Here is a 14,703-nt window from a genome sequence, read left to right as displayed (position 1 = left end):
AGGCCTTCATCGCAATCGCATCAGAGCAATACGACATCGAACTGCTCCTGCATGTATTGCGCATCCGCCTGGAAGCGGATCGACTTGCCCAGGAACTCTTCGAGTTCCGCCACCGCGGTGGATTCCTCGTCGGTGATGCGCGCCACCACTTTCGGCGAGGCGATCACCAGCAGGCGCGCGGCATCGAACTGGCGCACCGCGCGGACGATCTCGCGGAACACTTCGTAAGTCACCGTCTCCGCCGTCTTCACCGTGCCGCGGCCACTGCATTCGTGGCAGGGCTCGCTCAACTGGCGCTCCAGGCTTTCCACGGTGCGCTTGCGGGTCATCTCCACGAGGCCCAGCGGCGAGAAGTCGTACACCGTGGTCTTGGCGTGGTCGCGGGCCAGCTGCTTTTCCAGCGTGCGCAGCACCTGCCGGCGATGCTCGGCATCCACCATGTCGATGAAGTCGATGATGATGATCCCGCCCAGGTTGCGCAGCCGCAGCTGGCGCGCCACCGCCTGGGCCGCCTCCAGGTTGGTGCGGTACACCGTCTCCTCGAGGTTGCGCTGGCCGAGGAAGGAACCGGTGTTGACGTCCACCGTGGTCATCGCCTCGGTCTGGTCGATCACCAGGTAACCGCCCGATTTCAGCGGCACTTCCTTCTCCAGCGCATGCTGGATTTCGTCTTCCACGCCGTACATGTCGAAGATCGGGCGCGCGCCGGAATAGTGTTCGATCTTTTCCGCGAGTCCAGGCATGTATTGCGCGGCGAATTCGCGCAGGCGCTCGCAGGTTTCGCGCGAATCGACCTTGACCTTCTCCACGTCGCGGCGGATCAGGTCGCGCACCGCGCGCAGCGGCAGGCTGAGGTCCTCGTACACGCAGCTGCCGACCTGGGCGGTGGCCGAGGTCGCCTCGACCAGGTCCCAGGCGCGCTTGAGGTAGGCGATGTCCTCGGCCAGCGCCTCGGCCGGCTGGCCTTCGGCATTGGTGCGGACGATGTAGCCGTAGGCGCTGCCGGGCCGCGCCAGTTCGGTCATCAAGGCCTTCAGGCGTGCACGCTCGTCGTCGTCCTCGATGCGCGCGGAAATACCCAGCACGCGCGAGCGCGGCAACAGCACCATGTAGCGCGACGGGATGCTGATCTGGGTGGTCAGCCGCGCGCCCTTACTGCCGATCGGATCCTTGACCACCTGCACCACGATCTCGGCGCCGTCGCGCAGCAATTCGGTGATCGGCACCTGCACCTGCATCGGCGGCGCGGCCTGCGCGTCGTCGACTTCGCCTGCGTCCAGCTGCGCGCTGCGGAAGATGTCGTTGGCGTGCAGGAAGGCCGCACGGTCCAGGCCGATGTCGACGAAGGCCGCCTGCATGCCGGGCATCACCCGCTGCACCTTGCCCTTGTAGATGTTGCCGACCACGCCGCGCTGGCTGCCGCGCTCGATGTGCAGCTCCTGCAGCATGCCGTTCTCGACCACCGCGACGCGGGTCTCGCGCGGGGTCACGTTGACCAGCAACTCTTCACTCATGAGGGCAGGCACTCATGCGGCGATGCCGAAGTCGCGCAGCAGCCGCGCGGTCTCGAACATCGGCAGGCCCATCACCCCGCTGAAACTGCCGGACAGGTGTTCGATATGCGATTCGAAGCGCCCCTGGATCGCATACGCACCGGCCTTGCCCTGCCATTCGCCGGACGCGAGGTAGGTGGCGACGGCGTCATCGTCGAGCGCAGCAACGGTGACCTGCGAAGTCGACACCGCCTGCACCTCGCGCGCGGCCGAGACCAGCGAGACCGCGGTGATCACTTCATGGGTGCGGCCCGACAGCGTGCGCAGCATCGAAGCGGCATCGTGGGCATCGGCCGGTTTGCCGAACACGCGACCGTCCAGGATCACCTCGGTATCGGCGCCCAGGACCACTGCGCCCGGCACCGCGACCACCTGCAGCAGGCCGGCGCCGGCCTTCTCGCGGGCAACCCGGCGCACGTACTCGGAGGCGGCCTCGTCAACCCCCTGGCGCTCGGGGATGTCGAGGTCGATGATGCCGAAGTCCAGCCCGAGACGGGCAAGCAATTCGGCGCGTCGGGGCGAGCGCGAGGCAAGATGCAGCATGGTCGGGAGTCTAACCCGCGGCCATGTCCGGGCCATGCCTGCAACCCCGTTCCGGCTCACCACGCGTTCACTCCCGCCACGAGCGTTCACCTGGCACCCACCATGCCTCGCGCACGCTTCCCCCGCATCGATTCGGAGTCCACCATGATCCTGCGTCCCCTGTTCCTCGCCCTCTCCCTGGCCATCGCCGTGCCCATGGCCGCCAACGCACAGACATCGCCCGATATCGCCATCGCCTCGCCGCAGGGCACGTTGCTGTCGGTGTCGGCCTCCGCCGATGCCACCCGCGCGCCCGACGTCGCCACCATCTCCACCGGCGTGGTCACCCAGGCCGCGGACGCCCATGCGGCGATGCGCGCCAACGCCGTGCAGATGGACAAGGTGATGGCGGCGATCCGCGCCGCCGGCATCGCCGAACGCGACATCCAGACCGCCGGCATCAACCTCAATCCGCAGTACAAGTACGTGGAGAACCAGCCGCCGAGCATCGTCGGCTACCAGGCCAGCAACACGGTCAACGTGAAGGTGCGCGACCTGTCCAAGCTGGGCAAGGTGCTGGATGCGTTCGTCGCCAATGGCGCCAACCAGATCAACGGGCCGAGCTTCGAGGTCGACAAGCCCGACGAGGCCTACGACGAGGCACGCCTGGCCGCGTTGAAGAAGGCGCAGGCGCGTGCCGACACCTATGCCGCCGCACTCGGCATGAAGGTGCGTCGCATCGTCAGCATCAACGAAGGCGGCGCCAGCTTCCCGCGACCGATGCCGATGATGCGGGCGATGGCCGCGGACGGGTTCGCCAAGGAGACCTCGGTGTCGCCGGGCGAGGCATCGTTGTCGGTGAGCATCGACGTGGTCTTCGAGCTGGGGCGCTGAGATGACCACGCGCAAGGACAGCGACGCCGCCAGCGTGCCGACCGCCTCCCCGGAGCCGGAATGCAATACCGGCTACGCGGAACCGAAGCCCAGGGACAAGGCGCAGGCGCAGATCCCGGGTGCCAAGCCCGAGCCGGATCCCGAGGAAGGTGGCCTGGAACACGATCCCGATCCCGCGCCCTGAGCCAGCTGCAAGCCGCCAACGATGCCCGCTATGCGCGGGCATCGTTGTATCCGGGGCAAAAACACGAACGAGAGTCATTGCCATTTGTCGGCAGCCGCATGCCGGTCGTCGCCCGCCGATTGCCAATGCGCCGGCGTACGGCGCAGCGTCGAGGCGTGCATCGGATCGGCCTCGACCCCACTCCCGGCATTGGCCCGTTGCATGGACTACCCACCTGACAGGAGGTTGACCATGGCCCGCACGCATCCCCTCGCATCGTTTCGCCCCGCCGGTTTCGCCCTGCTCAAGCCCGCCTCCAGGCCGCAGCTCGACGCGGCCCGCATCGTCACCCTCAGCGGCACCATCGCGGTCAACGCGCTGGCCATGGGCCTGCTGATGATGCCGATGACCTTGCCTGCACCGCTGCCTCTACCCGATGAAAAGCCGGTGACACCCCTCCCGGACTGGATCAGGCGGGATCCGCTACCGCCGATCAAGGTTCCGGTCGTCCAGCAGCAACCGACACCACCCACCACGCAGCCGGTGCGCCAGCAAACCATCGCCCAGCAACCGACAGCCGTTGCGACGCCGGTGCTGACTGATGGCGCGACCGAACAGGCCATCGAAAGCACTGTCGTTGATACCGGTCCGGTCGGTGACATCGCCCCGATCGCCACTGGCCCGGCACCGGTGCAGCTCGAGTACCGTTCGGCTCCGGCGCCGACCTATCCGAAAATGGCGATGAAGCGCGGCCTCACCGGCACGGTGCTGCTGCAGGTCCTGGTCGGCATCGACGGACGGCCGCTGGAAGTCACGGTGGCGCAGAGCAGCGGCCATCGCGAACTGGACGAAGCGGCACGCGCGCAGGTGCTGAAGCGCTGGAGCTTCCAGCCGGCGACGAAGGAAGGCAAGGCCGTGCAGGCGATCGGGATGGTGCCGATCGAGTTCGCGCTGCGCTGATTGCGAGCACTCGATGACCTCAACGCCCGCATCGATGATGCGGGCGTTGTTCGTTCAGGCCCTGTGGTATGGGTGGTTCGCCAGCAACGCCGCGGCGCGGTAGACCTGCTCGGCCAGCACCAATCGCACCAGCATGTGCGGCAACGTCAGCGGTCCGAGCGACCAGGTTTCGTCGGCGCGCGCAATGACCTCGGGGGCATGGCCCTCGGGGCCGCCGATCAGGAAGGCGAGATCCTGGCCGCGCCCGCGCCAGTGCTCCAGGCGCACTGCGAGCTGCTCGGACGAATGCGGCTTGCCGCGACCATCCAGCGCGACAACGAAACCATTCTTCGGCAGCGCCGCGAGCACGCGCGCGCCTTCGTCGCTCATCGCCCGCGCGGTGTCACGGCCCTTGCCACGCACGCCGGGTTCGACCTCGACCAGCTCCAGTGGCAGCCAGTGCGACAGGCGCTTCTGGTATTCCGCGAAACCCTGCGCCACCCATGCGGGGGCGCGTTCGCCGACGGCGATCAGGCGGGCTTTCATCCAAAGAAGCCTCCCCTCAAGGGGAAGCAATCGAAACGCAGCCCGTCTCAGGACTCGGACGAAATGTAGTCCGGATGCTGGTCGCCGACGGTCCACAGGCGCTCCAGCGCGTAGAACTCGCGCACCCGCGGCAGCATCACGTGGACCACCACATCGCCAAGGTCGACCAGCACCCATTCGGCCTCGCGCTCGCCTTCCACGCCCAGCGGCATGACGTCGAGCTTCTTGGCGAAGCGCACCACTTCGTCGGCGATCGACTTCACGTGGCGGGTGGACGTACCGGAGGCCACGACCATGTAATCGCAGACGCTGCTCTTGCCGCGCACGTCGATCTCCACCGCATCCTTGGCCTTCAGCTCCGCCAGCGCGTCGTGCACGGTCTTGAGCAGCGTTTCCACCGGCGGTGGCGGGGTGGGCAGGCTGGTCTTGATGACGTGGGCAGTGGTGGTCAAGGGTGCGGGCTCGATGAGGGACGGACGGCGTGCGGCGGCCAGTATACCGGCGGGGTCGCGGTAGAGGCCGTGACGGACGATATAGCCCGCCACCGCCGGATGTACCCAATCCTCCCACCGCTGGCCACTGGCGATGCGCCGGCGCAGCTCGGTCGAGGACTCCGGCCGCAGGTCCGGAAGCGGCAATAGCGCGATGCCGCCATGCGCCGACGACGCCAACGCACCGACCGGCCGCTGGCGCTGTTCGACCAGCGTGGCGACCTCGGGAGCGTCGGCATGCAGGGCGACCAGGTCGATGTCGGCACCGGGACGCTGCACCACCAGCAGGTGTGCACGCTCGAACAACTCGCGCCAGCGATGCCAGGTGTGCAGCTGGCGCAGCGAATCGCCGCCGACCAGCCAGGCCAGCGGCGCGACGGCACCGAATTCAGCGCGCAACTCGCCCAGCGTATCGACGCTGTACGACGGTCCGGCGCGATGCAGCTCGCGGCGGTCCACGATCAGGCCGGGTTCGCCGGCGATGGCGAGTTCCAGCATCGCCGCGCGCTGGTCGGCATTCGCGCCGGTCACCGCTTTGTGCGGCGGATCGCGCGCGGGCAACAGGGCGACCTCGGCCTGCAAGGTGTCGCGGGCGGCGCGGGCGATGGCGACGTGGCCGTCGTGCACCGGGTCGAAGGTGCCGCCGTAGAAGATCCGCAACGGTTGCGCGCTCACGATGCCAGCAGGCGCACCGCGCCCGGTTCGGCCACGGCGAGCAGCAGGCGTTCCAGTTGCTGCCAGGCATCGGCGGACTCTTCGCCCAGGCGCACACGGCCCTTGGAGATACGGTCGACCTTGCCGGCCTCGACCAGCATGCGTTGCCAGCGTTCCGGGGGATGCCGCTTCAGCGCGCGCGTATAGACCGCTTGTTTCGATTCCCAGACGCGCTGCGCCTTGAATTCGGCGGCGAGGTTGCGCGCGCGCGACAACGCGGCGACGGTGTTCAGTTCCTTGACCACCATGCCCATCAGCGCGGGAATGGCCTCGCCTTCCGCCTGCAACCCGGCGACCATCCGCGACACCTGCGCAGGCTGTCCGTTCAATGCGGCATCGACCAGGCGGAACACATCGAAGCGCGCCGAATCGGCGACCAGTGATTCCATCTTCGCCACATCGAGCACGGCCGATGCGCCACTCGCATCACGCTCCAGCAGCAGGGCGAGCTTGTCGACTTCCTGCGCCGCAGCCAGCAGGTTTCCTTCGACCCGTTGCGCAAGCCGTGCCACCGCATCGGGTGCGGCCTTGACCCCGCGACTACGCAGGCGCGCACCTATCCAGCCAGTGAGTTCGTGCGGCTTGACCGGCCAGGCAATGCAGGCATGGCCGGCGCGGGTGATCGCCTCGCTCCACTTGCCGCCGTGCGAGCGCGACCACTCGCCGGCGACCACCAGCAGGACCACGTCGGAGGGTGGCGATGCGCACAGCCCGGCGATCAGCTTGGCGCCCTCGGTGCCGGGCTTGCCGGTGGGCAGGCGCACTTCGACCAGGCGCCGGCTGGCGAACAGGCTGGGCGCGTTGATCGCGGCGTCCAGCGCATCCCAGTCGGCATCGCGGCCTTCCATGTCGTGGACTTCGCGCTCGTCGATGCCTTGTGCGCGTGCGGCAGTGCGCACGGCATCGGCGGCTTCCAGGACCAGCAGGGTTTCGCTGCCGGCGACCAGGTAGGCAGGCCGCAACGACTCGCCGGCGAGTTGCGCGGCGAAGCGATCGACGTTCAGTTCCATGGCAAAAGACGAAAAGGGGTCAGAGTGAATTTTGCGCAGATGGCGGTCGGCTTTCGCGGAAAAGGCCGTCGCAAAACTTCACTCTGACCCCTTTTCGTTGCCCTTTTTGCTCACTGCGCAGCGGCGGCCGGCTTGGAGGCGGCATCGACGCGGCGCAGGATCGCTGCCGCCATGTCGCGGCGCAGTTCGCGCACCAGCAGTTCGCGCTCGCTGGCCTTGCCGATCGAATCCACCGCCGGGGCCAGGTAGTCGCGGGCCAGCTCCACCGCCTGTTGCGGCACTGCCGCAGTGCCATCGGCGCGACGCATGCTGAAGATCACCGCATAGCGCAGCGAGAACTCCTGTGCACGGCCGAACTGGTCATGGCTGATCGGGGTGTCGGCCCATTGCTCGGAGATCACCTGCAGGGTCGCGACATCCGCGGTGGCATCGGCTGCGGCGGCCTCTGCGCCGGCGCGCTTGAGGCCATCGGCCAGTAACTCGCCGAGCGGACTGTACGGATCGGACGCCAGCACCCGCACCGGGCCGAGGTTCTCCGGCAGGTTCAGGGCATTGCGCAGGTGGAAACCGCAGCCGGTGAGCAGCGCGGTGGCAAGGGCGAGTGCGGCGAGGCGTCGGGTCATGGCGGCAGTCTAAGCGATCGGCTTGGCGAAGTCGGCGGGGCTCAGCCCGCCACCACGATGTTCACTATCTTGCCCGGCACCACGATGACCTTGCGGATCTCCTTGCCGGTGACGAAGGTGGCGACGTGCGGATCGGCCAAGGCAGCGGCCTCGACCACTTCGCGCGCCGTGTCCGGGGCGACCTCGATGGTCCCGCGCAGCTTGCCGTTGACCTGCACCGCCAGGGTCAGCGCATCGCGGACCAGCGCAGCCGGATCGGCCTGCGGGAACGGCACATCCTCCAGCAGCGTCTCCGCATGGCCCAGCGCCTGCCACAGCGCATGGCTGACGTGAGGGGTGATCGGGTTGAGCAGCAGGACGATGGCCTCGAACGCCTCGTGGCGCACCGCGCGGCCCTGGTCGCACGTGTCGGCGAACTTGTTGACCGCGTTGAGCAGTTCCATGAGCGCGGCAATCGCCGTGTTGAAGCTATGGCGGCGGCCGTAGTCGTCGCCGACCTTCTGGATCGCCTCGTGGATCTGCCGGCGCAGGGTCTTCTGCGCGGCGTCCAGCGCGTTCGGGTCGACTTCGGGATGGTCGGGCTGGACCACGTGCGCATGCACGTCGCGCCACAGGCGGCGCAGGAAGCGCGCCATGCCTTCCACGCCGGCATCGCTCCATTCCAGCGACTGCTCCGGCGGCGCGGCGAACATCGAGAACAGGCGCACGGTGTCCGCGCCGTACTTGTCGACCAGCACCTGCGGATCGACGCCGTTGTTCTTCGACTTCGACATTTTCTCGGTGCCGCCGATCAGCACCGGCAGGCCATCGACCAGCGACTTCGCGCCGGTGATGCGCATGCGCTCGTCATGCTCGATCTCGACGTCGGCCGGATTGATCCATTCCTTCGCGCCAAGCTCGTCCTCGCGATAGAAGGTATCGGCGATGACCATGCCCTGCGTCAGCAGGCGCGTGGCCGGCTCGTCGCTCTGCACCAGCCCGGCGTCGCGCAGGAGCTTGTGATAGAAGCGGAAATACATCAGGTGCAGGATCGCGTGCTCGATGCCGCCGATGTACTGGTCGACCGGCAGCCAGTAATTGGCTCGCTCGTCGACCATGTCGCTGGCGCCCGGCGAAGTGTAGCGCGCGTAGTACCAGCTCGACTCCATGAAGGTGTCGAAGGTGTCGGTTTCGCGCTCGGCCGCAGCGCCGCATTGCGGGCAGGTGGTCTTGCGCCATTCGGGGTCGGACTTGATCGGCGAATGCACGTCGCCCGAGGCAAACGCATCGGCCACGTCCTCCGGCAGCAACACCGGCAACTGGTCTTCCGGCACCGGCACCGAGCCGCATGCGGCGCAATGGATCACCGGGATCGGGCAGCCCCAGTAACGCTGGCGGCTCACGCCCCAGTCGCGCAGGCGGAAATTGACGCGGCGAGCGCCGGTACCTTCGGCCTCGAATCTCGCGGCGAGCGCATCGAACGCGGCATCGAACTCCATGCCGTTGTAGTCGCCGGAGTTGATCAGGAAGCCGCGCTCGGTCTGCGCACCTTCTTCCTCGATGCGGCGGAAATAATCGCGCACCACTGCAACGGCGGCATCGATCTCGACCACGTCGATCGCCGCGTGCCCGCCCAGCGCGACCGCCATCGGGTCGTCGTGCTCGGCCACGTGCGAGGACATTTCCTGCAGCGCGTCGCGCACCGCGTCATCGACGATCACCGGCTTCACCGGCAAGCCATAGGCCTTGGCGAATTCCCAGTCGCGCTGGTCGTGCGCCGGCACCGCCATCACCGCGCCGGTGCCGTAGCCCATCAGCACGAAGTTGGCGACATAGACGGGGACGTCCTCGCCGGTGACCGGATGGATCGCCCACAGGCCGGTGGCCATGCCGCGCTTTTCCTGGGTCTCCAGTTCGGCTTCGGACACGCCGCCCTGCTTGAGGTCGGCCAGGAACGCGGCCAGTTCCTGGTTGCCTTCGGCAGCCTTCAGCGCCAGCGGGTGTTCGCCGGCGACGCTGATGAAGGTCACGCCCATCAACGTGTCCGGACGGGTCGTGAACACCGTCAGCGGCTCCGATTCACCATCGACACGGAACTGGATTTCCAGGCCTTCGCTGCGGCCGATCCAGTTGCGCTGCATGGTCTTGACCGAATCCGGCCAGCCGTCGAGCGTGTCCAGTTCATCCAGCAGTTGCTGCGCGTAATCGGTGATGCGCAGGAACCACTGCGGGATCTCGCGCTTCTCGACCAGCGCGCCGGTGCGCCAGCCGCGGCCGTCGATCACCTGCTCGTTGGCCAGCACCGTCTGGTCGACCGGATCCCAGTTCACCACAGAATTCTTGCGGTAGGCCACGCCCTTCTTCAGCAGGCGCACGAACATGCGCTGCTCGTGCATGTAGTAATCCGGCTTGCAGGTGGCGAACTCGCGGCTCCAATCGATCGCGTAACCCAGCGACTGCAACTGCGCGCGCATGTGTTCGATGTTGGCGTAGGTCCACTTGGCCGGCGCGGTCTTGTTCTTGATCGCGGCGTTTTCGGCGGGCAGGCCGAACGCATCCCAACCCATCGGCTGCAGCACGTTGTGCCCGGTCATCCGCTTGTGCCGGCTGATCACGTCGCCGATGGTGTAGTTGCGCACGTGGCCGACATGCAGCGCACCGGACGGATACGGCAGCATCGACAGGCAGTAGTACTTCGGCTTGGTGGACTGCTCGCTCACCTCGAAGGCGCGGGTGCTGGCCCAGAACGACTGGGCGGCGGATTCGACGGTGCGGGGATCGTAGGAAACGGGTTCGGACACGGCGGAAAACTTGCGAAAACGGGCCGGACAGCCTACCGCAGCCCCCCTCCAGCCGCCATGCGTGGCACCATCCGGCAACTTCCAGGGGGAATCGCCATGCGCCATCGCCTGCTCGCCGTTACCGTCCTGTCCATGCTGGCCGTGCCCACGTTCGCCGCCGACGCGCCCGCCGGCACCGCGCTCCATTGCGGCAAGCTGTTCGACAGCCGCAGCGGCAAGCTGCTGGGCGCGCATACCGTGGTGGTGCGCAACGGCAAGGTCGCCGAAGTGCTGGCCGGCCGCGCCGAAGCGGTGGCGGATGCGACCAGCATCGACCTGTCGGATCGCACCTGCATGGCCGGCTGGACCGACCTGCACGTGCATCTGGGCCAGCAATCCAGTGCGCAGAGTTATTCCGAGGGCTTCCGCCTGGACCCGGTGGATTTCGCTTTCCGCAGTGTGGGGTATGCCGAAAAAACCCTGCTGGCCGGCTTCACCAGCGTACGCGACCTCGGCGGCGGAATCAGCCCGCACCTGCGCGACGCGATCAACCAGGGCCAGCTGAAAGGTCCGCGGATCTGGGCCGCGGGCAAGTCCATCGCCACCACCGGCGGCCATGGCGATCCCAGCAACGGCTTGAACGACCAGCTCGCGCACCTGGTCGGCCCACCCGGCCCCACCGAGGGCGTGATCAATTCCATCGAGGACGCCCGCCAGGCGGTCCGCCAGCGCTACAAGGACGGCAGCGACGTGATCAAGATCACCGCCACCGGCGGCGTGCTGTCCTACGCGAAATCGGGCGACGCGCCGCAGTTCACCGTCGACGAAGTGAAGGCGGTGGTCGATACCGCCAAGGACTACGGCTACCGCGTGGCCGCGCATGCGCATGGCGAGGAAGGCATGTATCGCGCGGTCGCCGGCGGGGTGACCAGCATCGAGCACGGCAGCTACATGAGCGATCGGGTGATGGCGCTGATGAAGCAGAAAGGCACCTGGTACGTGCCCACCATCTCCGCTGGCCGCTTCGTGGCGGAGAAGGCGAAGATCGATGGCTACTACCCGGAGATCGTTCGCCCCAAGGCGGCGCGGATCGGCGCGATGATCCAGGACACCGCGGCCAAGGCCCATCGCAACGGGGTCAGGATCGCGTTCGGCACCGACCAGGGCGTGGGCCCGCACGGCGACAACGCCCGCGAGTTCCTCTACATGGTCGAGGCCGGCATCCCCGCCGCGAAAGCCTTGCAGGCGGCGACGATCCACGCCGCCGAAGTGCTCGGCGTGGACGACCAGGGCGTGGTCGAGGCCGGCAAGCGCGCCGACATCATCGCCATGCCGGGCGACCCGCTGGCCGACATCGGCAATGTGATGAAGGTCGATTTCGTGATGAAGGACGGCGCGGTGTACCGGACGCCCGTGCGATGAACCTGGAGTGGGTCGGCTTCCTGGCGGCCGCGTGCACCACGCTGTCGTTCGTGCCGCAGGCGGTGAAGACCATCCGCACCCGCGACACCTCCGGCATCTCGCTGTGGATGTACGTGGTGTTCACCTTCGGCATCGCCTGCTGGTTCGGCTACGGGCTGTACCTGATGTCGTGGCCGATGATCCTCTCCAACGCGGTGACCTTCGTGCTGTCGTCGACGATCCTCGGGATGAAGCTCAAGTACGGCTGAGCCGCCACGCGGCCAGCAACCACCAGCCGAACCACAACGCGAAGGCCAGCCGCTGCGCCAGGCCCACCCACAGGCCGATCGGTGCCAGCACGGCGATCACCGGTACCAGCACACCGATCGCGATGCTGCCCAGCGCGAAGCCGATGCCGCGCCGCGCGCCCGCGGCCAGCAGCAACGCGCCCGGCACGAACGCGATCCACCACAGCATCCACGTCATCACGTGCAGGCGGCTCGCATGCGAATCGGCGTCGCCCGGATCCAGCGGAAGCAGGCCCTGCGCGGCGAACGCCAGCGCCGACAACTGCGCGATGACGATGCCGATGCGCGCCGCCCATCCGGCATCGCGCAGGCTGGCGCGCAATGTCAGGCCCGCGGTCGCCAGCAAGGCACCCGGCAGCACGAAGGCGAGCAGGTTGAAGGCGAATGCCCACGGCAAACCGGCGGTGCCGCGCAGCGCCACCGGATGCACGCGATGCGAATACTCCGGCACGCCGAGGTTCGCCAGCAGCAGCGCGACGGCGAAACAGCCACCTGCCGCAATGGCGAGGCGGACCGCGCGACGGGAATGCACGAACACGCGCCGGTTACTTGCCTTCCCAGCCGGTCGGCGCGCCAACGGCCTGGTCCTGGTTGGCCTTCAGGTAGTCGAGCGACATCGTCGCCGTCCGGATCAGCATGTTGTTGTCGGCGACACCGAACGTCCATGCACCCGCCATCGCCTTCGCATGCTGGTAGAACTCCGGCTCGGCGATCACTTCACCGGTCGCCTGGTCGACGAGTCGCAACGCCACCAGCACACGCGAGCTGCCGGCGAACGCGCCTGCCCACACCCGCGCACCACCGCTGATGAAGCGGATCTTGTCGATCCGCGGCTCGATCACCAGCGTGCGCGCCGGGTCATGCCGGGCGGGCCTGGCATTCTGCTCGGCAACCCAGGCGCCAACGCGCTCGTCGAAGTTGCGCTGGAACGAGGCCAGCGCGGTCTCGTTGATCTCCTGGCCCGCATACACGCCGGTGAGCACGGCTGGCTTCACTTCGTATCGATCGAAGCCGGAGAGCAGTTCGGACGGCGGCGGGTTGCTGGTGCCGGCCGGCTTGATCTCGTCCTTGTCCTTGGCGAACGCCAACGTCCACGCCATCGACAGCGCCACCACGGCCAGCCACTTCCACATGCGCATCTGCATTCTCCCGGTCCAGTGCGGCGGCCGCCGCCGGGCGACGATATCAGAGGGTCGCGCCCGCGCCGCACCGCGCCATGAAATGGCGCTGCAGGAACTCCTCGATCCTCGGGAATTCATCCAGCGGCCCGGCATGGCCGCCCTCCACCGGCAGGTGTTCGGCGTGGTGGGCGAACCCGGCCGCCTGCAGGCGCTCCATCATCGCATCGCTCATTTCGCGCGAGGGCCAGGCCTCGTCCCGGGTCGCGGACACGAAATAGACAGGCCCGTTGATCCGTTCGACAGGGATCGCCGCACGCTGCATCGCCGCTGCATCGCCCATGATCGACTCGAACGCGCCACGCAGGTCGCCGACGATCAGGGCGGGCGTTGCACCCCAGGTCATCGGCACGAACGGCAGCGGCTTGTCGTGCAGGGAGAAGCCGCCGGTGGTCATGGCATCGGTCAGCGCCGGGAACACCGCGCTGCCCGGCACGATGGCGACCACGGCATGGATGTCGGGATAGTGGCTGGCCAGCAGCAACGCCAACTCCGCGCCGCGCGACCCGCCGATGATCGCGACGCAGCGGCCATCCACGCGTGGATCCTTCGATGCTTCCACGATCGCCGCATGCACGCCATCCAGGGAAATGCGATCGAGCTTTTCCGGCGAATTCGGCGTGCCGAAGTACCCCAGCGCGAGCAGCGCATAGCCTTGGTCGAGGAAGCGCTCACGCTGCGGTTTCCAGCGGTCGCTGGCCCAGGCATTGCCGCCCTCGCCACCGCCCAAACCGACGATCAACGGGCGCTTGCCGCCGTCGCGCGCGAACAGTTCCCCGTCGACCTGCCCATGCCGCAGCGGCAGGGTTTCGGTATCGAAGCGTTCCACCACCCACCACATGTACGCGGCCAGTGAAAGCACCGATGCGGCGAGGATGCCCAGCATCCATTTGAAGAACCGCAGCCCCTTGCCCATTGCCTTGCTCATTGCGGCCTGCTCCATTGAAAGACCTCCTCGATGCGCACGCCCAGCGCATCGGCGATGCGGAAGCCGAGCTCGAGCGATGGCGCATAACGGCCGGCTTCGAGCGCGATGATGGTTTGCCTGGTCACGCCGCAGGCATCGGCCAGCGCCTGCTGGGTCATCTCGCCACGGGCGAAGCGCAGGCGGCGGATCTCGTTGCTGATCGTGGTGCCGGTCATCCAGTTGCCAACCGATCCTTGCGATACAGCACGGCAGCGGCGATGTGCTGGGCGAGGTTGCCGCCCAGCAGCCCCAGCACGACCAGTGCTGGCACTGCGTAGGCATGCGTCGGCAAGGCATCGTGCAGCGGCGACACGCTCAGCGCCAGGGCGAGCAGGACGAGCCAGCACGACACGAACAGCCGGAAGGCTTGCCCGGCACGCGCCAGGAGGGCGGCATCGCGCTCATCTTCGAGGGCTTCGGTGCGCCGCCGCTCATCGCGCATCGCACGCCAGCGGAACCAGTGCGTGAGTGGCAGGCAGAACAGCACGGTGTAGAACACCATTGCGCTGCCCTGCATCAACGCGCCCGACGCCGACAGCAACCCCATGCCAGCGAACACCCCAGCCATCCGCCATGCGAATCGCTTGCCGAACCCCTGCACCTGTAGCTCCATTGCATCACCCCCGATATTCGCC

The 14,703-nt window shown here is 67.6% G+C and carries 18 protein-coding genes and 1 pseudogene; 5 read left to right on the top strand and 14 right to left on the bottom strand.

Features of this window, described 5'->3' with window-relative positions; translation table 11 throughout:
* Positions 1–20 precede the first annotated feature (20 nt).
* A complete protein-coding gene (rng, locus tag ACE3T8_RS05620; protein WP_374607511.1) occupies positions 21–1,514 on the bottom strand; it encodes a ribonuclease G in 1,494 nt (497 codons plus the stop codon).
* 12 nt (positions 1,515–1,526) lie between these two features.
* Complete coding sequence (locus tag ACE3T8_RS05615; protein ID WP_374607509.1) at positions 1,527–2,096, bottom strand: nucleoside triphosphate pyrophosphatase; 570 nt, start codon at positions 2,094–2,096, stop codon at positions 1,527–1,529.
* 144 nt (positions 2,097–2,240) lie between these two features.
* Here ACE3T8_RS05615 and ACE3T8_RS05610 point away from each other — a divergent pair, with 144 nt between their 5' ends.
* Positions 2,241–2,969 (top strand): SIMPL domain-containing protein, encoded by a 729-nt coding sequence (locus ACE3T8_RS05610; protein WP_374607507.1) that lies wholly within the window; start codon positions 2,241–2,243, stop codon positions 2,967–2,969.
* Between the two features lies 1 nt (position 2,970).
* Positions 2,971–3,153, top strand: coding sequence for a hypothetical protein (locus tag ACE3T8_RS05605; RefSeq protein ID WP_374607505.1), 183 nt, complete (start codon positions 2,971–2,973; stop codon positions 3,151–3,153).
* A gap of 74 nt (positions 3,154–3,227) precedes the next feature.
* On the opposite strand, the gene ACE3T8_RS05600 is transcribed toward ACE3T8_RS05605, so the two are convergent.
* On the bottom strand, positions 3,228–3,356 hold the full coding sequence (locus tag ACE3T8_RS05600) for a hypothetical protein (protein WP_374607504.1): 129 nt from the start codon (positions 3,354–3,356) through the stop codon (positions 3,228–3,230).
* 28 nt (positions 3,357–3,384) lie between these two features.
* On the opposite strand from ACE3T8_RS05600, the gene ACE3T8_RS05595 reads away from it, so the two are divergent.
* Positions 3,385–4,092, top strand: a complete 708-nt coding sequence (locus tag ACE3T8_RS05595; protein WP_374607502.1) for an energy transducer TonB — start codon at positions 3,385–3,387, stop codon at positions 4,090–4,092.
* A 54-nt stretch (positions 4,093–4,146) separates the two neighbouring features.
* Here the strand turns inward: ACE3T8_RS05595 and rlmH are convergent, their stop codons facing one another.
* The 6 genes and pseudogenes from rlmH to leuS form a co-directional block, all read right to left on the bottom strand.
* Entirely contained in the window at positions 4,147–4,617 is a 471-nt protein-coding gene (gene rlmH, locus ACE3T8_RS05590; RefSeq protein WP_374607500.1) for a 23S rRNA (pseudouridine(1915)-N(3))-methyltransferase RlmH, read from the bottom strand.
* A 47-nt stretch (positions 4,618–4,664) separates the two neighbouring features.
* The gene (rsfS, locus tag ACE3T8_RS05585; RefSeq protein WP_374607697.1) at positions 4,665–5,069 is read right to left on the bottom strand and encodes a ribosome silencing factor; all 405 of its coding nucleotides are present in this window, start codon (positions 5,067–5,069) and stop codon (positions 4,665–4,667) included.
* Positions 5,070–5,135: 66 nt separating this feature from the next.
* Positions 5,136–5,783, bottom strand: a pseudogene (nadD, locus tag ACE3T8_RS05580) (nicotinate-nucleotide adenylyltransferase); the annotation flags it as partial.
* On the bottom strand, positions 5,780–6,832 hold the full coding sequence (gene holA, locus ACE3T8_RS05575) for a DNA polymerase III subunit delta (RefSeq protein WP_374607498.1): 1,053 nt from the start codon (positions 6,830–6,832) through the stop codon (positions 5,780–5,782). The gene holA and the pseudogene nadD, both read right to left, overlap by 4 nt.
* Positions 6,833–6,942: 110 nt before the next feature.
* A complete protein-coding gene (gene lptE, locus ACE3T8_RS05570) occupies positions 6,943–7,455 on the bottom strand; it encodes an LPS assembly lipoprotein LptE (protein WP_374607497.1) in 513 nt (170 codons plus the stop codon).
* A 41-nt stretch (positions 7,456–7,496) separates the two neighbouring features.
* Positions 7,497–10,235: a leucine--tRNA ligase gene (leuS, locus tag ACE3T8_RS05565; RefSeq protein ID WP_374607496.1), complete on the bottom strand. Its 2,739-nt coding sequence runs from the start codon at positions 10,233–10,235 to the stop codon at positions 7,497–7,499.
* A 96-nt stretch (positions 10,236–10,331) separates the two neighbouring features.
* Here leuS and ACE3T8_RS05560 point away from each other — a divergent pair, with 96 nt between their 5' ends.
* The gene (locus ACE3T8_RS05560) at positions 10,332–11,636 is read left to right on the top strand and encodes an amidohydrolase family protein (RefSeq protein WP_374607494.1); all 1,305 of its coding nucleotides are present in this window, start codon (positions 10,332–10,334) and stop codon (positions 11,634–11,636) included.
* On the top strand, positions 11,633–11,884 hold the full coding sequence (locus ACE3T8_RS05555) for a SemiSWEET transporter (protein ID WP_374607492.1): 252 nt from the start codon (positions 11,633–11,635) through the stop codon (positions 11,882–11,884). Before ACE3T8_RS05560 ends, ACE3T8_RS05555 begins: the two co-directional genes overlap by 4 nt.
* Here ACE3T8_RS05555 and ACE3T8_RS05550 read toward each other — a convergent pair.
* The 5 genes from ACE3T8_RS05550 to ACE3T8_RS05530 are packed head-to-tail and all read right to left on the bottom strand — an operon-like array spanning position 11,871 to position 14,636.
* Positions 11,871–12,461, bottom strand: coding sequence for a DUF998 domain-containing protein (locus ACE3T8_RS05550; RefSeq protein WP_374607490.1), 591 nt, complete (start codon positions 12,459–12,461; stop codon positions 11,871–11,873). The genes ACE3T8_RS05555 and ACE3T8_RS05550 overlap by 14 nt on opposite strands.
* A gap of 7 nt (positions 12,462–12,468) precedes the next feature.
* On the bottom strand, positions 12,469–13,062 hold the full coding sequence (locus tag ACE3T8_RS05545; RefSeq protein WP_374607488.1) for a hypothetical protein: 594 nt from the start codon (positions 13,060–13,062) through the stop codon (positions 12,469–12,471).
* A 46-nt stretch (positions 13,063–13,108) separates the two neighbouring features.
* Entirely contained in the window at positions 13,109–14,029 is a 921-nt protein-coding gene (locus ACE3T8_RS05540) for an acyl-CoA thioester hydrolase/BAAT C-terminal domain-containing protein (RefSeq protein WP_374607486.1), read from the bottom strand.
* Positions 14,026–14,244 (bottom strand): helix-turn-helix transcriptional regulator, encoded by a 219-nt coding sequence (locus ACE3T8_RS05535; RefSeq protein ID WP_374607485.1) that lies wholly within the window; start codon positions 14,242–14,244, stop codon positions 14,026–14,028. Before ACE3T8_RS05535 ends, ACE3T8_RS05540 begins: the two co-directional genes overlap by 4 nt.
* On the bottom strand, positions 14,241–14,636 hold the full coding sequence (locus ACE3T8_RS05530) for a hypothetical protein (RefSeq protein WP_374607483.1): 396 nt from the start codon (positions 14,634–14,636) through the stop codon (positions 14,241–14,243). Before ACE3T8_RS05530 ends, ACE3T8_RS05535 begins: the two co-directional genes overlap by 4 nt.
* Positions 14,637–14,703 lie beyond the last annotated feature (67 nt).

Origin of the sequence: Thermomonas sp., assembly GCF_041919455.1 — a bacterium.
Classification (GTDB): domain Bacteria; phylum Pseudomonadota; class Gammaproteobacteria; order Xanthomonadales; family Xanthomonadaceae; genus Thermomonas.
Note: the sequence above shows the minus strand (reverse complement) of the source record. Positions and strands in the feature narration are given on the sequence as shown.